Annotated in this window: 23 protein-coding genes and 1 pseudogene; 13 read left to right on the forward strand and 11 right to left on the reverse strand. The window is 59.0% G+C overall.

The features are described from left to right. Positions 1-98: 98 nt before the first annotated feature. Positions 99-710: a 50S ribosomal protein L25/general stress protein Ctc gene (locus AC1DTN_RS05065; RefSeq protein ID WP_442206980.1), complete on the reverse strand. Its 612-nt coding sequence runs from the start codon at positions 708-710 to the stop codon at positions 99-101. Positions 711-1,126: 416 nt separating this feature from the next. Between AC1DTN_RS05065 and AC1DTN_RS05070 the strand changes: the two genes are divergently transcribed. The 3 genes from AC1DTN_RS05070 (at position 1,127) to AC1DTN_RS05080 (ending at position 7,255) form a co-directional block, all read left to right on the forward strand. After that, a complete protein-coding gene (locus tag AC1DTN_RS05070; protein WP_442206979.1) occupies positions 1,127-3,916 on the forward strand; it encodes a bifunctional diguanylate cyclase/phosphodiesterase in 2,790 nt (929 codons plus the stop codon). A gap of 168 nt (positions 3,917-4,084) precedes the next feature. After that, positions 4,085-5,614, forward strand: coding sequence for a hypothetical protein (locus tag AC1DTN_RS05075; RefSeq protein ID WP_442206978.1), 1,530 nt, complete (start codon positions 4,085-4,087; stop codon positions 5,612-5,614). Between the two features lie 105 nt (positions 5,615-5,719). Beyond that, positions 5,720-7,255, forward strand: coding sequence for a hypothetical protein (locus AC1DTN_RS05080; protein ID WP_477920051.1), 1,536 nt, complete (start codon positions 5,720-5,722; stop codon positions 7,253-7,255). 54 nt (positions 7,256-7,309) lie between these two features. Here the strand turns inward: AC1DTN_RS05080 and AC1DTN_RS05085 are convergent, their stop codons facing one another. The 6 genes from AC1DTN_RS05085 to lgt form a co-directional block, all read right to left on the reverse strand. Beyond that, complete coding sequence (locus tag AC1DTN_RS05085; RefSeq protein ID WP_007824382.1) at positions 7,310-8,242, reverse strand: ribose-phosphate pyrophosphokinase; 933 nt, start codon at positions 8,240-8,242, stop codon at positions 7,310-7,312. Positions 8,243-8,347: 105 nt separating this feature from the next. Beyond that, the gene (locus AC1DTN_RS05090) at positions 8,348-9,193 is read right to left on the reverse strand and encodes a hypothetical protein (protein ID WP_442206976.1); all 846 of its coding nucleotides are present in this window, start codon (positions 9,191-9,193) and stop codon (positions 8,348-8,350) included. Positions 9,194-9,295: 102 nt separating this feature from the next. Next, positions 9,296-10,447 (reverse strand): M24 family metallopeptidase, encoded by a 1,152-nt coding sequence (locus AC1DTN_RS05095; protein WP_113324361.1) that lies wholly within the window; start codon positions 10,445-10,447, stop codon positions 9,296-9,298. Positions 10,448-10,452: 5 nt separating this feature from the next. Next, the gene (pgeF, locus tag AC1DTN_RS05100; protein ID WP_442206975.1) at positions 10,453-11,247 is read right to left on the reverse strand and encodes a peptidoglycan editing factor PgeF; all 795 of its coding nucleotides are present in this window, start codon (positions 11,245-11,247) and stop codon (positions 10,453-10,455) included. Positions 11,248-11,356: 109 nt separating this feature from the next. Next, positions 11,357-12,457 (reverse strand): class I SAM-dependent methyltransferase, encoded by a 1,101-nt coding sequence (locus AC1DTN_RS05105; protein ID WP_439016046.1) that lies wholly within the window; start codon positions 12,455-12,457, stop codon positions 11,357-11,359. A gap of 19 nt (positions 12,458-12,476) precedes the next feature. After that, entirely contained in the window at positions 12,477-13,328 is an 852-nt protein-coding gene (gene lgt, locus AC1DTN_RS05110) for a prolipoprotein diacylglyceryl transferase (RefSeq protein ID WP_439016045.1), read from the reverse strand. A gap of 192 nt (positions 13,329-13,520) precedes the next feature. Here lgt and AC1DTN_RS05115 point away from each other — a divergent pair, with 192 nt between their 5' ends. The 4 genes from AC1DTN_RS05115 to AC1DTN_RS05130 all read left to right on the forward strand — a co-directional run bounded on the left by AC1DTN_RS05115 (position 13,521) and on the right by AC1DTN_RS05130 (position 15,866). Beyond that, positions 13,521-13,781 carry an accessory factor UbiK family protein gene (locus AC1DTN_RS05115; RefSeq protein WP_113185736.1) on the forward strand — a complete coding sequence of 87 codons (261 nt, stop codon included), beginning with the start codon at positions 13,521-13,523 and terminating at the stop codon, positions 13,779-13,781. A 400-nt stretch (positions 13,782-14,181) separates the two neighbouring features. Next, positions 14,182-14,682: a type III secretion system chaperone family protein gene (locus AC1DTN_RS05120; RefSeq protein ID WP_113323648.1), complete on the forward strand. Its 501-nt coding sequence runs from the start codon at positions 14,182-14,184 to the stop codon at positions 14,680-14,682. 3 nt (positions 14,683-14,685) lie between these two features. Further along, positions 14,686-15,513, forward strand: a complete 828-nt coding sequence (gene proC / locus AC1DTN_RS05125; protein ID WP_439016044.1) for a pyrroline-5-carboxylate reductase — start codon at positions 14,686-14,688, stop codon at positions 15,511-15,513. Positions 15,514-15,524: 11 nt separating this feature from the next. Further along, positions 15,525-15,866 carry a tRNA-binding protein gene (locus AC1DTN_RS05130; protein ID WP_442206974.1) on the forward strand — a complete coding sequence of 114 codons (342 nt, stop codon included), beginning with the start codon at positions 15,525-15,527 and terminating at the stop codon, positions 15,864-15,866. Positions 15,867-15,965: 99 nt separating this feature from the next. Here the strand turns inward: AC1DTN_RS05130 and AC1DTN_RS05135 are convergent, their stop codons facing one another. Beyond that, positions 15,966-16,526 (reverse strand): DUF1349 domain-containing protein, encoded by a 561-nt coding sequence (locus AC1DTN_RS05135; protein WP_442207055.1) that lies wholly within the window; start codon positions 16,524-16,526, stop codon positions 15,966-15,968. An 11-nt stretch (positions 16,527-16,537) separates the two neighbouring features. Continuing rightward, positions 16,538-17,182, reverse strand: a complete 645-nt coding sequence (locus AC1DTN_RS05140; protein WP_477920052.1) for an MBL fold metallo-hydrolase — start codon at positions 17,180-17,182, stop codon at positions 16,538-16,540. 278 nt (positions 17,183-17,460) lie between these two features. On the opposite strand from AC1DTN_RS05140, the gene AC1DTN_RS05145 reads away from it, so the two are divergent. Both AC1DTN_RS05145 and AC1DTN_RS05150 read left to right on the forward strand, forming a co-directional pair. Continuing rightward, positions 17,461-18,078, forward strand: a complete 618-nt coding sequence (locus AC1DTN_RS05145) for a DUF1236 domain-containing protein (RefSeq protein ID WP_439016041.1) — start codon at positions 17,461-17,463, stop codon at positions 18,076-18,078. Between the two features lie 175 nt (positions 18,079-18,253). Next, complete coding sequence (locus AC1DTN_RS05150) at positions 18,254-18,520, forward strand: hypothetical protein (protein WP_113323654.1); 267 nt, start codon at positions 18,254-18,256, stop codon at positions 18,518-18,520. A gap of 106 nt (positions 18,521-18,626) precedes the next feature. Here AC1DTN_RS05150 and AC1DTN_RS05155 read toward each other — a convergent pair. Then, positions 18,627-18,899 (reverse strand): annotated as a pseudogene (locus AC1DTN_RS05155) (aminotransferase class IV); the annotation flags it as partial. On the opposite strand from AC1DTN_RS05155, the gene AC1DTN_RS05160 reads away from it, so the two are divergent. From AC1DTN_RS05160 to AC1DTN_RS05175, 4 genes are all read left to right on the forward strand, one after another. Next, positions 18,864-19,121, forward strand: a complete 258-nt coding sequence (locus tag AC1DTN_RS05160; protein ID WP_442206973.1) for a hypothetical protein — start codon at positions 18,864-18,866, stop codon at positions 19,119-19,121. The pseudogene AC1DTN_RS05155 and the gene AC1DTN_RS05160 sit on opposite strands and share 36 nt — an antisense overlap. 132 nt (positions 19,122-19,253) lie before the next feature. Continuing rightward, positions 19,254-19,745: a MarR family winged helix-turn-helix transcriptional regulator gene (locus tag AC1DTN_RS05165; protein WP_477920053.1), complete on the forward strand. Its 492-nt coding sequence runs from the start codon at positions 19,254-19,256 to the stop codon at positions 19,743-19,745. Then, positions 19,746-20,447 carry a response regulator gene (locus AC1DTN_RS05170; protein WP_007824352.1) on the forward strand — a complete coding sequence of 234 codons (702 nt, stop codon included), beginning with the start codon at positions 19,746-19,748 and terminating at the stop codon, positions 20,445-20,447. It abuts the gene before it with no gap. A gap of 25 nt (positions 20,448-20,472) precedes the next feature. Beyond that, complete coding sequence (locus AC1DTN_RS05175) at positions 20,473-21,849, forward strand: ATP-binding protein (protein WP_113323657.1); 1,377 nt, start codon at positions 20,473-20,475, stop codon at positions 21,847-21,849. On the opposite strand, the gene AC1DTN_RS05180 is transcribed toward AC1DTN_RS05175, so the two are convergent. Then, positions 21,846-22,226: a winged helix-turn-helix transcriptional regulator gene (locus AC1DTN_RS05180; RefSeq protein WP_442206972.1), complete on the reverse strand. Its 381-nt coding sequence runs from the start codon at positions 22,224-22,226 to the stop codon at positions 21,846-21,848. The genes AC1DTN_RS05175 and AC1DTN_RS05180 overlap by 4 nt on opposite strands. Positions 22,227-22,236 lie beyond the last annotated feature (10 nt).

Consider the following 22,236-nt stretch of genomic DNA (forward strand, 5'->3'; position numbering starts at 1 on the left):
TGTGTTAAATGTTGCTGAAATAAGCCTTTTTCGGCAATGAAAAAGCCCGTCTTCCTCACGGAAAACGGGCCTTATGCTTTACAAATTGGTAGAAGCGATCAGGCTTGTGCTTCGCCTTCGGCAGCAGCTTCGTCGATGCCGCCAGCCGGAGCAATGATCGTCGCGATGGTGAAGTCGCGATCGGTGATGACGGGCGTCACACCCTTCGGCAGGGTGACTTCCGAAATATGAATGCTGTCGCCGATCTTGTGACCGGAAAGGTCAACCGTGAAGAATTCCGGGATCGCGTCAGCCGGGCAGTGAACTTCGACTTCGTGACGCACGATGTTCAGAACGCCGCCGACCTTGAGGCCCGGGGACTTGTCTTCGTTGACGAAGTGAACCGGGATTTCAACGGTAACCTGGGTGTTGCCAGATACGCGCAGGAAATCGACGTGCATCGTGAAGTCGCGGACCGGATCGAGCTGGTAGTCCTTCGGCAGAACCTTGTACTTCTTGCCGTCGACGTCGATGGTCGCAACGGTGGTCATGAAGCCACCGGCATGAATGCGCTTCGTCACCTCATTGGTGTTGATAGCGATAGAAACTGGGGCCTGCTTGTCACCATAGATGACAGCGGGAATAAAGCCGTTGCGGCGGAGTTCACGGGCGGACCCCTTACCAACCCGTTCGCGCGCCTCGGCCTTGAGCTCGTAAGTTTCGTGGCTCATGGCAAGTCCTTTCGAGGTTATTTGGAGAGCCCGCGGCGAGCTTGAAGCCTTGTGCCGTCGGACCGGAGGCGGGCAAGCCCATCCTCATCCGCGTTGCCTCCAAGGGTGTCTACGCGGACGCGTGGCCTATAATATAAGTGTCACGCAAACGCAAGCGGTGACAGGCTCGGTCGACAGGACCAATGCCGTTGGCCGTATCCGCTGATCGCGCCTCATCGGCACTACACCCGAAAAGATCGCGAAATGCAATCCCTGGTGTTTTGCAAGTAATTCCAAAAACCGCTGATAAGCCTTCGTTGTTTGGCCGTTAATCACAAAGTCGAACAGAAGGTTCCACTTTACCTGTGAAGACGCCGGATTATCCCTTCTTTAACGCGGCAAGACCGATGTCAGGCTTGAAAAGAATGGGTTTTCTCATGTTTGCGATCGTATACTGCCTGACATACCAACATGACTTGACGCTGGTTCTTCTGGCCGCCGCACTATGCCTTGTGTCCAATCTCGGAACGATCCTGTTCCTGAGAAGTGCTGGCAGGTCAAACGGCGTGCCACGCTGGATCTGGCTCTCCGTGGCGGGGGCGGCAGGCGGCTTCGGCATCTGGTCGACGCATTTCGTCGCTATGCTCGCCTATGATCCGGGCATCGTCGTCGGTTATGATCGCGATCTGACGCTTATTTCGCTCGGTGCGGCTTTTGCCTCTACCTTTGTGGCAGGCCTTGCCGCGGTGTCGCTTCCGGGTTCTCAGGCCAATATTGCTGCAGGCCTTGTCTTTGGCGTCGGCGTTGCAGCCATGCATTTCGTCGGTATGGCCGGTCTGCAGGTTCCTGGGACCATCGGTTGGGATCAGCATCTCGTTACTGCTGCGCTGATCGTATCGGCTGCCATGGCGACCTGGGGGTTCACGCTCACAAAGAACTGGAAAGGTTCGAACTGGAGCATTCTCGCTGCGGCATCTGCATTGTCGCTCGGCATCGTCTTGATGCACTTCACCGCAATGGGCGCGCTAGCGATTATCGAAGGGGGCGCAAACGCGATCGAGCCGCAGGCGCTTTCCAAGCCGTTCCTTCTGGCGATCATTCTCGTCGTATCGATCTCAATGCTCGCCTCAGGCATTTCGGCATCGATCATTGCGTTTCGGGCGGCCAAGCAGGCGAGTGCGAGTGAAACCAAGTTTGAGCTGCTTTTGCAGGGCGTGACGGATTACGCAATCTACATGCTCGATCCTTCAGGCGTCGTGACGAACTGGAATACGGGGGCGGAACGCGCGAAGGGTTATAGCGCCGCTGATATCGTTGGCCAGAACTTCGCCCGGTTCTACTCCATAGAGGATCAGCAGAATGGCCTTCCGCAGAGAGCGCTCGAATCCGCTCTCGCCAACGGCAGATTTGAGGCAGAGGGGCTGCGTTTTCGCAAGGACGGATCCTCGTTCTGGGCACATGTCGTCATCCAACCCGTGTATGACGATGGCCATGATCTCATCGGATACGTGAAGATTACCCGCGATATCACGCAGGCAAAGATCGACGGGGATCGCATCAAAGAAGTATCGAGGAACCTCGATCTGGCACTGGAGAACATGAGCCAGGGCATCTCGATGTTTGACCGCAATGAGCGGCTGATCCTCGCAAACGCCAGGTATAGCCAGCTCTTCGGGTTCCCTGAGAATTTCATTCGCCCAGGTCTTGTCTATTCCGAGATCGTTCGCAACGGCTATCAGATCGTTTTAGGCGATTGTGACGCCGCGGATTCGAGGGCGACCGATCACTATCGCAGGCATATGGCGACCATGCGCTCCGGCCAGAAGACCCTTGTGCATCAGACGACGAGCGGCCGGTCAATTCTTGCGACGTTCAATGTTCTCGCGGATGGTGGCTGGGTTACGACATTCGAAGACATTACCGAGCGGCTGGCGCGCGAAGAGAAAATCGCGTTCATGGCCAAGCACGATGCTTTGACCGGTCTGCCGAACCGTCCCACCTTCAATGACTATCTCTCACATCAGCTGACAATTGCCAAAAGGCTGTCGACCAAGGTTGCGGTGATTGGCATCGATCTGGATAAATTCAAAGAGATCAATGACCAGATGGGCCATGTGGCCGGAGATTTCGTGTTGAGCACATTGGCTGCACGATTGAACGGGATACTGCGTGACGAGGAACTCGTCGCTAGGCTTGGCGGTGATGAGTTCGCGGCCGTGAAGCGCTTCAATGACAGGGCAGAGCTAGACGACTTCGTTGCGCGGCTGGAAGCCACGCTCATGGAGAAGATGGATTTCGAGGGGCATCACATCGTCCCCGGCGCAAGCGTTGGTGTCGCACTTTACCCCGACGCCGGCGAAAGCGCCGAAACGCTTCTCGCAAACGCAGATCTGGCCATGTATCGCGCAAAACACGAGGTCGGGCGCAATGTCTGCTTCTATGAAGAGTCCATGGATGAAGTGTCGCGCGACAGGAGAAGGCTGGCGCGTGACCTCTGGGTCGCGATCGAGCGCGACCAGATGTACCTTCACTATCAGGTGCAGAAGTCGGTGGCGACCGGCAAGACGACCGGCTACGAAGTGCTGCTCAGGTGGAACCATCCTGAACGCGGAAATATTCCGCCCGTCGATTTCATTCCGATTGCCGAGGAATGCGGTGCAATCATGCCTATCGGAGAATGGGTCCTTCGCGAGGCATGCAAGGAAGCGGTCAGCTGGAAGGACGACATCAAGATCGCCGTCAATATTTCGCCCATCCAGATCGCCCATGCAAACATCGCCGAACTGGTTCGCTCCGTCCTCCAGGAAACGGGCCTGCCAGCATCGCGGCTCGAACTTGAAATAACCGAGTCATCGATCATCGTCGACAAAAGCAAGGCGCTGCTTGCAATGCGTGCGCTCAAGCAGCAGGGCGTTGCGATCGCCATCGACGATTTCGGAACAGGCTATTCGTCGCTCGAGACCCTTCGCTCGTTCCCCTTCGACAAGATCAAGCTCGATCGCAGCTTCATGAACGAAGTCGAGACCAGTCAGGAAGCAAAGGCGGTCATTCGCTCCATCCTGGCGCTGGGACGCGGCCTGTCGATCCCTGTGCTTGCTGAAGGGGTCGAAACGTTGAGCCAACTCGAACTATTGACGTCGGAAGGCTGTGACGAGGCCCAGGGCTACTATTTCGGTCGCCCGGCGCGAATGGAACAACAATCGGTTACCCTCAACACTGCGGCCTGACGCACGGCGAGATCAGAATCGAGGGCCTTCGCGTGCGGTAGTGCCCGGCAGGATACGTTCACTCTCAGCCGTGGTCGCAAAATAATATTTGTCCAAACGTGCCGGGTTGACACCGGAAGATATCCGATCTTCCTATGGCCGCATTCAAAGCGGCTGAGGAGAGTGTGAATGCGTCTCAAACTTGTCACGACAACGAGCCTTGTTGCCCTATCGCTGTTCGGGGCAGCGCAAGGGGCTGAGATCAATCAGGATGGAGCGAACAAGCTTCGCGACAGCCTGACGGGCTTCCTGCCCGAGGATTTCGCCAAGAGTGGTTTTGTGACCGTCAACCCGGCGGGTACCCGCTATGAGGTTATCTACGATCTTGCCAAGCTGCTTTCGAAAGTGGATACGACCAAGTACGTGGTGAACGGGCTGACGCCCTGGTCGGTCTTCGCCACACCGCTCGACAGCGGGCTCTGGAATCTCGAAGGCAACAACAGCTTCAACATCTCCGGCAACGTCAAGGGGCCGGACGACAAGAGCACCGATTTCACTTATTCCATTGCCTCGATGGTCTATAACGGTGTCTTCGATCCGGCGATCGCCTATCTACGTTCCGGCGATTTCAAGGCCAGCGATATCCGCCTCACGTCGAAGTCCGAAGCCGATCAGGTCGATGCGAGCTTTGCCGGCCTGAATTACAGGCTCGATTCGACTGACAGCGCCAGCGGCAATGGCCGGCTGGACTTCAAGGCGAGTGGCGCGTTTACCGCGCTGTCGGAGACGGTTACCAGCGCGCAGACGCCGCCGGTCACCATCAAGGCGGATTCGATCGACTTCAATGCCGATGTGGCCAGCCTGCCGGCGAAGGAAATTCGCGATATCGTCTTCTTTATCCTTGACCATGTGGATGAGAAGGAGCTCAGCAAGGAAGACGGCGAAAGGCTGAAGTCCGTCCTCAAGGCATCCTTTCCGCTGTTCTCCTCCGCCAACGAAACGATCACGGTAAATAATCTGGCGGTCGGCACCGTCGCCGGAAGTGGCGGCGCCAAGGCCTTCGGCTATAATTTCTCGGTCGACGGGCCGAGCGATGCGGTCCGATTTGCCTTCGGGATGAATGCCCAGGAGGTCACGCTCGACAGCCAGGTCGTGCCGGCGAGCTACCATGCCTTCCTGCCGAAGAGCATCGATATGCAGATCGCCGTGCCGGACATGGATTTCGCCGCTTTCGGCGATGAGTTCATGAAGATCGATTTCTCGTCGGGCAACAATTCGGAAGAAAGCGGCAAGCTGGCTGCCGAGAAGCTCTTCCACGACGGCGTCGTCGTCGTCGACCTGCCGAAGTTCACAGCGGTCTCGGATGTCTACGATATTGACGTCACTGGCAAGCTGCAGGGCCGCGTCGATACGCAGAAGGATTATTCGCTCCAAGCTTCGATCCTGGCGCGGGATCTCGACAAGTCGATCGCCGCCATCCAGGAGCTTGCCAAGAGCGATCCGAACCTCCAGCAGGTCTCCCTCGGCATGATGATGGCCAAGGGCTTTGCCAAGACGGACCCGGATGGCCGCTCGCGTTGGGATATCAGCGTCGCCGGCGACGGTTCTGTGGCGATCAACGGCCAGCAGATCAAGGGGCCGGATGCCGAGGAGCCGGATCAGGATCAAGGACAGGAGCCCGAACAGGAACAGGGTCAGGAATCGGAGCAGCCGCAATAAGCGCTCCGACATGCAACTTGGAATGGAAAAAAAGCCGGCCTCGCGCCGGCTTTTTTGCCTAGTGCCAAACGTTCATTAGTCTTTGTTTTTAAAGGACTTTCGTCGATGGCTGTGCTTGACTTTGCGTCCTGCGGCCCTCACATATTTGCAACCAGCGCGAATAGGGAGATTTTAGAGGTGCGTCTCAAACTTGTTGCGGTTGCAGGGCTGTTTGCTCTCTTTGCAACCGGCTCGGTGCAGGCTATGGAGATGCGGCAGAAAGATGCTGACGATTTCCGCGCCGGCCTTCTCAGCTCGTATCCAGATCTTGCGGATTCGGATTTCCTGACAGTCAAGCCGGCAGGTGACCGTCTCGAAGTCACTCTTGATTTCAATGGCTTTTTCGATGGGCTGGATCCGAAGACGTTCAGGATGACCGGGTTCGGGCCATGGTCGTTTTTCTTCACGCCACAAGACAACAATGTAGCCAAGCTCAATGCTGAGAATAGTGTAAAGGCCTCCCTGCTGGCTAAAGGAGTCGATGGGAAAGTTATTGAGGGCAATTTTACCATCGGATCTTTTGTGCTCGATGGTCTGATTGATCTAAATACATCTGGCGTTCAGTTAAATACATCCGCCTGGGGTGTTGATTTCCTTTCTAAAATAGGCGAGCGCCAAGCTGTTTTTCTCGCTGGCAAAATGGACAACACGATAAATTGGCGAGCTAGTTCTGCCGGTAACGGACACGTCGACTATAGCGGTAGCTGGTCGCTCTCGGATTACTATCAGGAGGCATCTCAATCACAGGTACCGGATTTTAAGATTTCCGCAGCCAAGATCGATCACGAATACCACTTGAACGATGTTCCAAAAAAGGAATTCAACAGCCTCATACTTTCGCTTTTTGCTAATGGCGGTGGATCGTTTAAGGATCTTGAGGATTTTGAGAAGTTCGGGACACTGTTGACTGCGTCATTTCCGATTCTCTCGTTTTTAAATGAATCAGTTTCTGCAGCCAACCTCACAGTCACGAGCCCCCTGGTAAATCTGGCGGCAGGGTATTTGAGCTCTGCGGTCATTCTTCAGGGGCAGCCTGACGCAATGCGGCTAGCCTGGGCGGTTAAGGCACAGGATATGAAGATGTATAGCCAGATGGTGCCGGCCGCTTATTGGGCCCTTTTGCCGAATAATGTGGATATGCAGGTTCTCTTTGAAGGTCTGGATTTCGCGTCCGCCGGAAACGAATTGATCACTGCCCAAGTTCAGACCAAGGACGATGTGAGGGCAATGGGTGAGAAGTTTAGCGAAAAGCTGATCGGCAGCAAGTCGATGTCGATTAGTCTCAAGCAGTTGAAACTGATCTCGGGCATATATGATCTGAAGATCTTCGGAACTGTTCGTAAAGTCGATGGCAAGAACCCACAGCTTGAGCTCTGGATTTCAGCTCATGATTTCGACAAGTCGATTGCTGCCGTTCAGGAGCTCACAAAAAAGGCACCTGATCTCAGCCAGGTCAGCTTTGGGATGATGATGGCCAAAGGCTTTGCTGATACCAATAGTTCGGACGGCAGTTTACTCTGGGCTGTCGTTTGGTACGCTGACGGCTCAGTGACTGTTAATGGTCAATCTTTGAGAGGGCCACACAACGCGGATCAGCGATAACGTTAAGGGAACTGCAATTCGAAGATCGAAAGAGCCGGTCAAATACCGGCTCTTTTAGTCGAAGAGGCTGGAGACGGACTCTTCCTGGGCCGTGCGGCTGATGGCTTCGCCGATCAGCGGAGCAGTCGTGACGACGCGGATATTGTGGGCCGATAACACGGCCGTGGTCGGCTGGATCGAGTCCGTAATCACGAGTTCGCGCAGCTTCGAGGAAGTGACGCGGGTGACCGCGCCGCCGGAGAGGACGCCGTGGGTGATATAGGCGGTGACGCTGGATGCGCCCTTGGCGAGCATCGCATCGGCCGCGTTGCAGAGCGTGCCGCCGGAATCGACGATGTCATCGATCAGCAGGCAGTCCTTGCCGGTGATGTCGCCGATAATGTTCATGACTTCGGATTCACCCGGCCGATCGCGACGTTTGTCGACGATGGCCAGAAGACAGTCCAGCCGTTTGGCGAGCGCGCGGGCGCGCACCACGCCGCCGACGTCAGGCGAGACGACCATGACGTTGCTGAGGTCATAGTGGCTCTTGATGTCGCGTGTCAGCACGGGAAGAGCGAAGAGATTGTCTGTGGGTATATCGAAGAAGCCCTGGATCTGCCCGGCATGGAGATCGAGCGTCATGACGCGGTCGGCGCCGGCTTCGGTGATGAGGTTTGCGACCAGCTTGGCGGAGATCGGCGTGCGGCCGGAGGCGCGGCGGTCCTGACGGGCATACCCGAAATAGGGGAGAACGGCCGTGATGCGGCGAGCTGACGAACGACGCATCGCGTCGATCATGATCAGCAGTTCCATCAGGTGGTCGTTGGCGGGAAAGGCGGTCGGCTGCACGAGGAAAACGTCCTCACCGCGCACATTTTCCTGGATCTCCACGAAGATTTCCTGATCGGCAAACCTTCGGACACTGGCTTTCCCTAAGGGAACATTGAGATAGTTGCAGATCGCTTCGGCGAGTTGCCGGTTCGAATTGCCTGCGAAAACCTTCATCTTGGTCCGCCTGTTATGCGCTGATAGCCGCGCTTTTTAGCCAGCTTCCCGGTGAATGCAAGGGCTAAGGCGTCACATACTTTTATATTTATAAAAAGCTTGTGACTAACCGCCCTGGCTTTGCCGCCAGGATGTGAACTCGGTGATCGTCTTTGAGGCGATCTGCTGCATCACGGAGGCGGGCACGCCGGCCCAGGGATCGGCCGCCGCCGTCGGCACGCTTTCCTGTCCCTGAATGCGGTGCAGGCGGGCGCCGGCATTGTCAAGCACGTCCCAGACATAGACCACGGTGACCTTGCCCTCGTCGCTGAAAGCAGAGAGGTAACCCTTCAGAATATAGTCGCTGCTGGTGTCGTTGGAGCTCTTGATGGCAAGGCCATGAGCGCGCGCCTCCGCGCCAAGCTGGCGGGACAGCGGGGTGACAGCTTGTACGGGCGCACCGATGATGGGCAGGAAGCGCACTGTATTGCCGCGTACCGAGGTCGATGATGAAACCGAAGGATCAAGCGCTGCTGTCTGCGTCGGCTGCTGCGGTGCCGGTTGCTCGGTGGCAGCGGATGGTGGCGCCAGTGATTGGCCTTCGATCGGTCCGGAGGCAGCGGGCGAAGAGCCGTCACGGGAAAGCGCATCGGCCTGGGCCTGCATAGTCGTCGGCGGAGCGCCGGTGCCGGGCCGGTAGGCCTGCGCTTGGTAGTTCGGCTGGGTCGGATAGGTCTGCTCGCTGTAAGCTGGCGTATAGCTGTTCCGGCGGGGTGTCGCCGGGAAGGTCCGTTGCGGCGCTCCGGCCATACGCTCGGCTTCGCTCTGCGTCACCGGTGTGGATGAGCGCTGACTCATCGAAGAGTCGCCGATTTCCATCGGCGGCGTGAGCGTCAATGCATCGGTCGTGTTGCAAGCAGAAAGCAAGGCAAGACAGATCAGGAGCGTGGGTGCAGTCGCAACTCGCGTCATCCCTCGGTTCGTCCTTCCCACATTCGCGTCAGCCCCATGCGAATTTATGGGGGTGGGGGGACCTGTCTGTCAATTCCGGATTCTTGCCGGTGATTGCGGAGGTTAGACCCCGATGAAATCCAGCGGATGGCGCGAAAGTGCACGAGGGGCTTCTCCTGTCGTCAGATAGGTCTGTCCGAGGGTCATGGCTGTGCCGGTGTCGGAATCGGCGATGATCATGTGCACGAAGAGCGACATGCTCGGCTCGATCGGCTGCGGATTGCCGGCATGGAACATCTGGTGCTCCATCCAGGACGGCGAGAAGCGCGCGCCGAGCGAATAGCCGCAAGCATTCAGGCGATGGCGGGCGAGGCCGCGCTCATCCATGATCCTGGCATGCATGTCGAAGACATCGCCGAAGGTATGGCCAGGCTTCAGCACGGTCTCGATCGCCTGGATCGTTTCGAGGCAGGCATTGTAGAGTTCTCGGTGGCGATGCGTCGGCTCGCCGATGACAATCGTACGCATCATGGCGGCATGATAATGTGCGTAAACACCGGCCCATTCGAGAGTCAGCTGGTCATTGGCGTCGAGCTTGCGGCGGCCGGCCTTGTAACGGCAGAGCAGTGCATCCGCGCCGGAGCCGATGATGAACTCGTTGGCCGGATAGTCGCCGCCGCCGGAGAAAACCGCGCCCTGCATGGCGGCGAGGATATCGGCCTCATCGGCACCCGGCTTGGTCAGGCGGATCGCTGCGTCCAGCGCATCGTCTGCCAGCACGGCGGCATGCTCGACATAGGCAACCTCGGTTGGGCTCTTGATGAGGCGCAGGTGGCTGACGAGGTAGGAAGCATCACTGATCTGGCCGAAGGTCGTCAGCTGCGCGTCGAGCAGCCGGGCGACGCGGCCGGTCATGCCGTGCGTGTCGTACTCGACGCCGATGCGGGTGCCGAGCAGGTCCATTTCGACCAGCAGGTTCTTGAGGTCCATCGTCGGATCGGCATTGACGCGGTCGACCCAGACATGGATGTCCTCGATAACGGAGGTATGCCGGGCCTGACGCAGGTCGGCCGAGCGGGTGAGGAGCGTCATTGTGCCGTCAGCCTTGACGACCAGCGTCTGAAAGAAGCAGTAGCCGAACGTGTCGTAGCCGGTCAGCCAGTACATGCTTTCCTGCGCAAAGAGCAGCAGGGCATCGAGCTTTTCTTCCTTCATCTTGTCCGTCAGGCGGGCAAGCCGGCTTGCGAATTCAGCCCGTTCGAAATGAAGTGCCATGCTGCTTACATCTCCCTGATGCTGATCGCCGAAATCTGGCGGCCGTAATCCGGCTCCTTTTTATGTGTGGTCCGCCGATAGGAAAAAAAGCGCTCGCTATCGGGATAAGTGCAGAGACCGAGGCTTTCGGCGCGCACGCCCGCGTTTTTCAGCCGATCGACGGTCAGGCCTGGCAGGTCGAACATGGCGTGACCCGCTGTCGGGGAGGGGATGAAGTAACGCTCATAGGCCGGATCATAGGCAAGGAAGCGCTCGACGAATTCCGGGCCGACCTCATAGCTTGCCTGGCTGATCGAGGGGCCGAGGCAGGCGACTATATTGGCCCTGTCGGCACCAAGCGCTTCCATGGCATTTATGGTGTTTTCAAGCACACCTGTCAGCGCGCCCTTCCAGCCGGCATGGGCAGCACCGATGACGCGGTTTTCGGGGTCGGCGAAGAGGATCGGGCCGCAATCGGCGGCGAGCACCCCAAGTGCGATACCCGGTGTCGCACTGACCATCGCGTCCGCCGGCGGCCGCACACCATCATAGTCGGACCCGATGGTGACGACGTCAGGCGAATGGACCTGATGGACGGTTGCCAGTCGCTCTATCGGCAGGTCGAACCAGGCGGCGACGCGTCTGCGGTTCTCCTGCACATTTTCGCGTTCGTCATGCGAGCCGAGGCCGACATTGAGGCCGCGATAGATGCCCTGCGAAACGCCGCCTGCGCGGGTGAAATAGCCGTGGCGGATCGCGCCGCCGGTCGCTTCGTTCAGCAGCGCGCTTTCAATCGGTGCGGGAGAGGCCGCGTCTGTCATCTGATAATATTCCGGGGCTTTGGAGAGGGTTCGACGTCATCCTGGCCGGACATTGTCCGGCGAAGCGGTGTCATTTTGCGGCGGATGTTGGCGAGCGTAAGGCTGGCTGTCAATCCACCGGACGGAACGGCATCAGGTCGATCGCCGGATAGGAGACGGCGAGCACCTTGAAGAGTTCGCCCATGCGGCCTTCACCTGCACCGGCGAGCCGATCGACCGCGCTCTGGATGATCTGCTGCGTATTCGGCTCGCGGTCGCGGCCGAGGGCTGCGGCGCGTTCGAGGATGCCGAGGCCGGTCAGGAAGTCGCCCTGATGCAGTGCGCCGTTAATGTGGACGCCGGCAGACGCTGCCGTCTCCGCCAGCTGCTGGAAATCGACATGGCTGGTCAGATCCGCTTCGCCGGGATGGGCAAGCGGCGGATCGAATTCGTGCATTCGCACGGCCTGCAGCGTATCGCCGAAACCGGTGACGAGATGCCCGTAGTCGATCGCAAGCGCTGTGCCGCTGAAGATCCGCAGCCTTTCGCAGATGGCGCTCATGACCGCCTGGCGGGCAGGCGAAATCTCGAACAGGGTGCCGGCCGGCACGTTTTGCGCGGGTTCCGGCAGCAGCGTTGGATCGAGGCCGGCGACGCCGGCCGCAAACATCAGTTCGCCATCGGCGTCGAGGCCGACCATGCGTTCACGAAAGCCGGTCGAGGTGCGGATGAACTGGCGGATCGGGATCGCGTCGAAGAGTTCGTTGGCGACGATCAATGTGAAGCCGGGGGGCACTTCGTCGAAGCCAGCATGCCAGCTGATCTTGCCTTCATAGGCTTCCAGCGTCTGGCTCTGGATATCGCGCAGGCGTTCGCTGGTTTCGACGAGATGGATCGTCATGTTGTCGAAGAGCGGCGGGGCGATGCGCGAAATCACGCGCAACATGTCCGCCATCATCGTACCGCGGCCGGGCCCGATCTCGACGAGGCGGACGCCTGCAGGCGTTGCGTGGCGCTGCCAGGCGTGGACGACGAAGACGCCGATCATTTCGCCGAAGAGCTGGCTGACCTCAGGTGCGGTGACGAAATCGCCCGAACGGCCGAAGGGCTCGCGGGTGCGGTAATAGCCGTGTTCGGGATCGGCAAGGCAGAGCGAAAAATAGTCGGTGACGCTGAGCGGCCCGTTTGCCTGGATGATCGTCTTGATCTTTTCGCTTAATGCGGTGGTCATGGCGGTCGTTCCGGGAGCTTCAGTGCTGCAGGGCAGCAGCCTGGCGGCGGGCGCGGAAGATCGCCCAAAGGCCGAGCAGGATCATCGGGAGGGACAGGACTATGCCCATCGTCAGCCAGTTTGTGCCGAGCAGGTAGCCGAGCTGCGCATCCGGCTCGCGGAAGAATTCCACGAAGATGCGTGAGAGCGCGTAGCCGCAGACGAAGACGCCGGTGATGAGCCCGGGGCTCTTCAGGGCCTTGGCGCCGTAGACGAGGGCGGCAAGAACGAGCAGCAGGACGATGCCCTCGAGGCCGGCTTCATAGAGCTGGCTCGGATGGCGGGCGAAGGGGCCGCCAGTCGGAAAGACGACTGCCCAGGGCACATCCGTCAGCCGGCCCCAGAGCTCGCCATTGATGAAATTGGCGATACGGCCGAAGAACAGGCCACAGGGCACGACCGTCGCAACGATATCGAAGAGGCTCCATATCGGGATGCGGTTGCGGCGGGCAAAGAGGATCATGGCGATCGTCGTGCCGGTCAGGCCGCCATGGAAGGACATGCCGCCGTTCCAGATCTGCACGGCGCGGATCGGATTTTCGATGATGGCGCCGAGATCGTAGAAGAAAATGTAGCCGATGCGGCCGCCGAGAACGATGCCGAGGGCTGCCCAGACGATGAAGTCGTCGAGCTGGGACCTTGATATGGGCGAGGTATTGTTCGGCCAGAGTGCATGGTTTGCAGCAATGCGGCGGGCATAGGCCCAGCCGAGCAGGATGCCGGCGACATAGGCCAGGCCATACCAATGAATCGCCAGCGGGCCGATCGAAAAAGCGATCGGGTCGATATTAGGGAAAGGCATTATAGCAAGAAGATCAGCAGCTATCGGCAAGGTTTTCCCACCCGTTGAGATGCGCGGAACATGGCGCTGCGATCTTTGGCGGTCAAGTACATTGTTCGTCACGGCCCCGTGCGCAAGGGCTTATCCCGTGCAAAGCGCTTGCATCCTTAACGGCGAAGCCCTACCTCCATTTCAGTGGCCGCAAGGCCTGACATTCACGTCGTGCGAAGGGAGAAATACGCCATGACGACCGGAACGAACCGCATCATGGATGAATTCGCCAAGCTGATGACCGATGCGGCAGGTGCCGCGCAGGGTGTGCGCAAGGAGGTCGAGACCGCCTTCAACGCTCATGCCGAGCGCTGGCTGAACAGCATGGATGTCGTCAAGCGCGAGGAATTCGAAGCCGTGCGTGAAATGGCGATCAAGGCCCGTGACGAAAACGAGGCGCTCGCAGCCCGCATCGCTGCGCTCGAGGCCAAGCTCGCTGCAAAGGGCAAGTGACTCAGCTTAAAGAAGATGCTGTATAAGGTGCGGCGTGGCCCATATGTTACATGCCGCATCTTGGATAAAAAAATCGGGTGTGATTTTTCACCTGTGGACACTGCCAAAAAAGCCAATGGGCAGAGTCTTTTACCTCCCCCGCTGAATTTGATTCCATAAGTGCTTTCCACAGCAGGCCAGGCCAAATTTCCGTGAAGGGGGCTGGCAGGGTGCAAGGGGCATTATACACTGATTTTAAATGATGATTCGAAGCGAATTGGTAAGCTCCGGGCAGGTTCACTGCGTTAGTCTGGCAGCGGTTCAGCGATCATCCCCAGTGGTTGTTTCCGGTATTGCGTGTGTCTCGTTTTGTGTTTTTCACGAAGTTAGGCCGCATTCATTCCGGTCAAGAAGGTGCTGCATGAGCCTTATGGAATTGGAAGTCGAACGCCAGTCGAACCCGGTCGACATGATCGAGTACGTGGCTTCAAACAATGACTGGGCCTTCGAGCGCTCCGGCGAAGACGAGATCGCGATGACGGTCGAAGGTCGCTGGGCCGACTATCACGTCTCCTTCTCGTGGATGGAGGAATTCGAAGCGCTGCATCTTGGCTGCGCCTTCGACATCAAGGTTCCCGAAATCAGGGTCAACGAGGTGGTGAAGCTGCTCTCGGCGATCAACGGCCAGGTGCTGATGGGTCATTTCGACCTGTGGCGGCAGGAAGATGTCGTCATCTTCCGCCAATCGCTGCTGCTTGCCGGCGGTGCCGAGCCCACGAACCGTCAGGTGGAAGTTCTGCTTTCCAGCGCGCTCGATACCTGCGAAGCTTATTTTCAAGCTTTCCAGTTCGTCGTCTGGTCCGGTATGGAAGCCAACAAGGCGATGGAAGCGGTCCTCTTTGAAACCGTCGGTGAGGCGTAAAACATGCCTGCGAATGCCTTTTCCGCTGCCAATCCGGTCGTTCTCATCGGTGCCGGCAATATGGGCGGAGCGATGCTCTCCGGCTGGCTGAAGAGCGGCGTTCCGGGTTCCGCCGTGGTCGTGGTCGATCCCGGCCCATCGCCGGCGATGCTGGCGACCATTGCCGATGCGGGTGCCTCCCATGTCACGGCCGCTCCCCCCGGTCTCAAGGCTGGGGTCCTGTTCCTTGCCGTGAAGCCGCAGGTAATGGAAGCCGTGCTTCCGGCGGTCAAAAGCGTGGTCGGGCCTCAGACGGTGGTGGTTTCGGTCGCTGCCGGCAAGACGCTCGCCTTCCTTGAAAAGCATCTCGGCGAGGCGGCCATGGTGCGCGCCATGCCGAACACGCCTGCCATGGTCGGGCGCGGTGTGACCGGCGCCTATGCCAATGCGCGTGTCAGCGCTGAACAGCGCGATGGCGTCAATGCTCTTCTTCGTGTGTCCGGCCCTGTTGAATGGGTGCCTTCCGAATCCGATATCGATTCGGTGACGGCGCTGTCGGGCAGCGGGCCTGCTTATGTGTTTTATCTCGTCGAATGTATGGCAGAAGCGGGCCGTAAACTTGGCCTGCAGGCGGACCTTGCCATGCGTCTTGCGCGGGAAACAGTCGCGGGGGCTGGTGAGCTGCTGCACCAGTCCCCCGACGACGCTGCGCGCCTGCGCCAGAATGTCACCTCTCCGGGCGGCACGACCGCGGCCGCACTTTCCGTATTGATGGCTGAAGATGGCATGCAGCCGTTGTTCGACGAGGCGCTTGCGGCTGCCCGCAAGCGCGCCGAAGAGCTCGCCGGCTGAGAAAGACTGTGATGGCTGAAGAGATCGCTTTTGCTGATTTCGCGCGCGTGGATATCCGTATCGGGACCATCATCGAGGCAAATCCCTTTCCGGAAGCACGCAAGCCGGCGATCAAGCTGCTCATCGATTTCGGCTCCGAGATCGGCGTCAAGAAATCTTCGGCGCAGATCACGGTTCATTATTCGCCGGAACGGCTCGTCGGGCGACAAGTGCTCGCCGTCGTCAACTTTCCGCCGCGCCAGATTGGCCCGTTCCGCTCGGAAGTGCTGACACTCGGTTTTGCCGATGAGAAGGGCGATATCGTCCTTGCGGCTGTCGAGCGGCCGGTGCCGAACGGCCAGAAGCTGATGTAGGCCGGCCAGACCGGTCAGCTGCGTTTTGCGATTGCATAAATGATCTGGTCTTCGCCGAAGCGCGAAGCGCATTTACGGCTGACTTTACTGCAAGCAGGCTCAGTGAATGTCGCGCGAGAGCGGATCGCTCAATGTGAAATCGTGGAAGACGGCTTCGAAGCCGGCGCGTTGCGGCGAGCAGAAGACGGGACCGACCAGCACCTCTTTGAAAGCGGGATCGAACCAGGCGAGGCGGGCCATGCGCCATTCGTCCATGGTGTCCGTGCTGTACTGAATGAACAGGGCGTCGCCGTTGCGGGTGGCGCGGACCGAGATGGCATCGAAGTCATGGCCGATGCGGAAGGCCGACCAGTCGGAATTGCCGTTGGTGACCACTGTGCTGAAATGCCTGGCCCCATCGGTATATTCGATGCCGCATTTCACCCAGTGCTTCTCGTCGGCACGGATCATCAGGCCGGCCTGATCGTAGAGCGCTTCATAATTGCCGGAGAAGGTGACCTCGGCGGTGAAGTCACCCTTGCGGCTTTCCTGCAGAAAGTGGCCGTCGTCGCGGTGGAAGCCGTAATAGGTGCCCTGCCAGAAATCGGTCTTTTCGCCGGAGCGGACATGGAGCGCGCCGTCACGTTCCTCGAAGAATGGTGGCGGGTTCAGCCAGCTCATATGTTTCACGTTCAGATCTCCCGCAGGAAGGGGTTTTCACGGCGTTCGTCACCGATGCGGCTGCCTGGGCCGTGACCGCAGATGAAGCCGACATCGTCACCGAGTGGCAGCACTTTGTCCCTGATGGAATCGAGAAGCTGGCGATGATTGCCACCGGGCAGGTCGGTACGGCCGATCGAGCCGTTGAAGAGTACATCGCCGAGATGGGCGAACTTCTGGGCGCGGTTGAAATAGATGACATGGCCCGGCGCATGGCCCGGCGTGTGATAGACTTCGAATTCGTGAGAGCCGAAGGAGATCTTGTCGCCATCCTTCAGCCAGCGGTCGGGCGTGACGTTCTGCAGGCCCTGTATGCCATATTTCTCGGCCTGGGTTTCTATGYGCTGCAGGAGCGGCAGGTCGTCCTCATGCGGGCCGACGATATCGACACCGAGCTTTTCCTTGAGCTCCTTGGCGCCGCCGGCGTGGTCCAGATGACCGTGGGTGAGCCAGATTTCCTTGATCTTGAAGCCCTGCTCTTCGATCACGCCCGAAATGACAGAGACGTCGCCGCCGGGATCGACGACCACGCCTTCCTTCGTATCGGGGTCGAAGAGAATGGTGCAGTTCTGCTGGAAGGGGGTTACCGGAATGATGCCGGCCTGGAGCATGCCCATGAATGCCTCGCTTCGCGTCTTTCAATTGCCTGTCTCTATAGGCGCAAACGCAGCCGAAGGCAGCCTGAATTTTCGGCCGGCTCACGCGAAAAAGACAGGCTGCAACAGGAATTTATCGGCTTTCGGAGAGCGGCGCTGCGCTGCCTACAAGTGAATTTTTGAAGCGATTTCAGATGCTTGCTTCGGCCTTCTTTATGCCATTCTTCAGCCACGCCGGCCGCGGCGGAACAACCACGCAACCCGTGCGTTCTCAGCCCATCGCAACAAGGAGACCTAGAATGACCTTGAAGAGAAACCTTCTGCTGGCCGGCGCCTTTCTGGCTGCGAGTGCCGGCCTTGCTCAGGCGGAGATGGTGGCGAGGTCCATCAACGACCTGAACATCCGCTCCGGGCCTGGCCCGCAATATCCCTCCGTCGGCCTTGCCACGCGCGGCTCGACAGCCGTGCTTGACGGCTGCATTGAAGGCAGCCGCTGGTGCCGCGTCGATGTAAACGGCGTGCGCGGCTGGGTCTATGCCGAATATCTGCAGGTCGATCAGGGTGGCTCGCCTGTCATCGTAGAGCAGCATCGCGACGATCTCGGCGTGCCTGTGGTGACTTATGAGACGACCTCCAGTGTCGTGCCGGCTGAGCCGATGCCTGCACCCGGTGACGAGCTGATCGGTCCGGTCGGCTCGGTCGAGGCGATTACGCCGCCGGAGGAAGTCCGCACCTATATCGACACTACGCCGGGGCAGGCCGTGCGGCTTGGCGGTGATGTGGTCGTCGGTGCCGAAGTACCTGCAGACGTGACATTCGAGACGATTCCGGATTACCAGTATCGCTATGTCCGCATCAACGATCGGCCGGTGCTGGTCGACCCGGGCACGCGCCGCATCGTCTATGTCTATCAATAAGCTCATGGGAAAGGCGGCCATGCTGCCGCCTTTCTCCTTTCCATAAAGGATCCGCAGAGCTCTCGCATGGGTTGCCAGAATCCTCTACTTCTCCTCGTAAACATGATAATATTCTAACATGTCATCCGGTGATGGCATGAGTCGGCGATCGGGGAGATCGCCAGAGGAGAAAATCATGGAAGCGCTACTTCCGCTCATCACACAACTGGTTGCAGGGGCAGTCGGCGGCAATGTCGCAAGCGCCGCGCTGAAACAGCAGGCGATCAATGTCGTTGCCCGCACGATTGCGGGCGCCATCGGCGGCATTGGCGGCGGCATGCTGCTCAGCATGGTCGGCGGGGAAGCAGCAATGACCGGGCTGATCGCTGACGGCATTGGCGGACTGATCGGCGGCGGCATCCTTTCGTCGGTCGCCGGGCTGGTTATGGCCAAGGCACGCTGAAGGTTCGGACGCTGGACAACGAAACGGCCGGCAAACGCACGCGCCTGGCCGGGTCCGCATGATCGGTGGATGGTTTATTCGGCGGCGATAGCGGCGGCCGAATAGATTCTTTCATGTAATCATTCATCAGCGTTTCGGCGATCGTCGCCGGCGTGACGCAATACGGGCCGATTTCAGACACGGGAGTAACGTCCGCTGTCGAACCGGTCTGGCAGCGCCCGGAGAAGCTGCTCAGCTTTTCCGGGAAGAAGGCCCGTTCGTCGACTTCAATGCCACGGCGTTTGGCGAGTTCGATCACCGTCCGGTGAGTGATGCCGTTCAGGAAGCAATCCGGGGTCGGCGTGTGAATGACGCCATCCTCGACGAAGACGATATTGGCGTTCTCGCCACGTTGATGCGGTTCGCCTGCGCGGAAACGCTCATCATCTCACTCCCGCGCGTCGTGCGATCGGCCGCACGTAAGCTTCAGAGAACTGAAGCCATCCTTGCCTCCTCCGGCACGTTTGCGCCATGTCTGTTGATTGTTGTCCCCATTACGTTCTATCCACTGACGCAAGGGGAAATTGCGCGTTGCGTTGGAGATTTGCCGGGCGGGCTTTAGTTTCCGGGGAAAGAACAGTCCGCGGGCCTGCAACGTTCGCGGGAAGCTAGCGGCGACGCAAATTACGTCAATAAAGCTGACATATTTTGCGAAAGTTCCGCAAGGCTCACGCCAAGAGAGAGGAAATGCCGAGTGCCACGACAGACCAGCTCGAAAGCAGGCAAACCTGAGCCGCTGGCCACGCCGATGGWAGATGTCGGGATCATCGATTTCGAGATCATCGAGCTGTTCTTCTTCGCTTATCGCGACTTCGTATCCGATCCCGACGCCATTCTCGAAAAGAGCGGTTTTGGGCGGGCGCATCACCGCGTCGTGCACTTCGTCAACCGAAATCCGGGCATGACGGTCGCCGATCTGCTCGATACGCTGAAGATCACCAAGCAGAGCCTTGCAAGAGTGCTGAAACAACTGATCGATTCAGGCTATATTCGGCAGGTAGCAGGCCCGGAGGATCGCCGACAGCGCAAGCTCTATCCCACCAAATCGGGCAGGGAGTTGGCACTGGCGCTCGCCGAGCCGCAATCACGCCGTATTGAACGGGCATTCGAGGGAGCTACCTCGGAGGCGCGAGAGGGCGTAAAGGCATTCCTCAGAGGCATGCGAGACAGACAGAAAGCGGATTGAATGGCGGTCAAGACAGGCATTTCCGATGACGCGGCGCATCTTCTCGTCGTCGACGACGATACCCGTATCCGCGCGTTGCTGAACCGCTACCTGACGGAAAATGGTTTTCGCGTGACCATTGCTTCTGATGGGGCGGAGGCGCAGCGCAAGCTGGCAGGGCTCGATTTCGACCTCATCATCATGGACGTTATGATGCCGGGCGAATCCGGCATCGAGGTGACACGCGGGCTCAGGGCCGTGAAGAATGTGCCGATCATCATGCTGACGGCGCTTGCCGAATCCGACAGCCGTATTGCCGGGCTTGAAGCCGGCGCCGACGATTATCTTCCCAAGCCTTTCGATCCGCGCGAACTTGTCCTGCGCGTCAACAATATCCTGCGGCGCAACAGCGGCGGCGATACGCCGAAGATCGAGCAGATCATGTTCGGTCCTTACACCTTCTCGCTGACGCGCAAGGAGCTGAAGAAGGCTGCAGAAGTGATCCGCCTGACGGATCGTGAGCAGGAGATCATGCTGCTTTTTGCCCGCCGGGCCGGCGACACTATCCCGCGGCACGAGCTCATCGGAGACGATGCGGAAGTCGGCGAACGTACCATCGACGTGCAGATCAACCGTCTGCGCCGCAAGATCGAGGATGATCCTGCCAATCCGGTCTGGCTGCAGACAGTGCGCGGTATCGGATACAGGCTGAGCATCGACTGAAACGACGGGTTCGGGACCGGCGCAAATGGTGACATTCGACAGCTTGCGGCGGGAAGACCGCTCTCCTGCACCCGGCTGGCGCTGGTTCGTGCGCTGGCTGCGCCGGCGATTGCCGACGGGCCTTTATACGCGTTCGCTGCTCATCATCATCATTCCGATGGTGCTTCTGCAGTCGGTCGTCGCAGCGGTCTTCATGGAACGTCATTGGCAGATGGTGACGGAGCGGCTGTCGCTCGCCGTGACCCGCGATATTGCTGCTATCATCGAGGTCATCGACACCTATCCGCAGGGTGATGATTACAGCGATATAACCCGCATTGCCCGCGACCAGCTCAACCTGCAGATTTCAATCGAGCCGGATGGAGATCTGCCGCCGCCGCGTGAAAAGCCGTTCTTCTCGATCCTCGACGGCATTCTGAGCGACGAGATCACCGAAGAAATCCGTCGGCCGTTCTGGATCGATACGGTCGGCAATTCCAACCTCATCGAGATCCGTATCAAGCTCGACAACCGCATCCTGCGTGTGATCACCAAACGCAGCCAGGCCTATGCATCGAACACGCATATTTTCATTCTCTGGATGGTCGGCGCGTCACTCGTGCTGATCGCCATCTCAATCCTGTTCCTGCGCGGCCAGATCCGGCCGATCCTCAATCTGGCGCGGGCGGCGGAAAATTTCGGCAAGGGACAGAAGGCCGATAGTTTCTATCCGCGCGGCGCTGACGAAGTTCGCCGGGCCGGCCTTGCTTTCATTCTCATGCGTGAGCGTATCGAGCGGCAGATGGAGCAGCGCACCGCGATGCTCTCAGGCGTCAGCCACGACCTCAGAACCATCCTGACGCGCTTCAAGCTGCAGCTGGCGCTCGCCGGGGACAACCCTGATCTTGCCGGGCTCAACGAAGACGTCAACGATATGCAGACCATGCTGGAGGCCTATATGGCCTTTGCCAAGGGTGAGGTGGAGGAGGATGTCGGCGAGCTGAAGCTCAGCGAGATCTTCGAAAAGCTCGAGATTGATTTCGAGCTGCATGGCAAGGTGTTGACCTATTCCATCGAGGGCGAGGACCATATCTCGGTGCGCCCCAATGCCTTCCTGCGGCTTGTGACCAATCTTGCCTCGAATGCAAGGCGCTATGCCGACACGCTCCATATCGAGGCCAAGCATGGCGCGAAGTGGCTGACGATTGTCTTCGATGACAATGGTCCCGGCATCCCGGAGAAGTACCGGGAGGATGTGTTCAAGCCGTTCTTCCGGCTGGATAGCGCACGTAATCTCGATGCTTCGGGCACCGGTCTCGGGCTTGCCATCGTGCGGGATATCGCCCGCAGCCACGGCGGCAATATCACGCTTGGCGACAGCCCGCTCGGTGGGCTGAGAGCGACTGTGCGTCTTCCGGCCTAGCTTTTTGCAGCCGGTTTGGGGGCGTCGAATTCATTCAGGTGAATGACGATCCAGCGCCAGAGCGAGACGACCTGGGTCAGCAGTTCGCGGCCGAGTGGCGTCAACTCGTATTCCACGCGCGGAGGCACCTGCGGATAGAGTGTGCGGATGACGAGGCCGTCGCTTTCGAGTGTGCGTAATGTCTGTGTCAGCACCTTCTGGCTGATATCCTCCACCCGCTCCAGCACCCTTGAAAACCGCAAGGGGCCATCGGCCTCAGAAAGCACATGCAGGACGCGCAGCGGCCATTTGGCGGCGGCGCGTTCCAGCATCTGCCGGGCGCGTGCATCCTGCTCGTCGCTCATATTGCGGCAGAAGTCGAAGATGTCGTCTCTCATTACAGTTACT

The sequence above is a fragment of the Rhizobium sp. 01T444 genome (assembly GCF_056398305.1).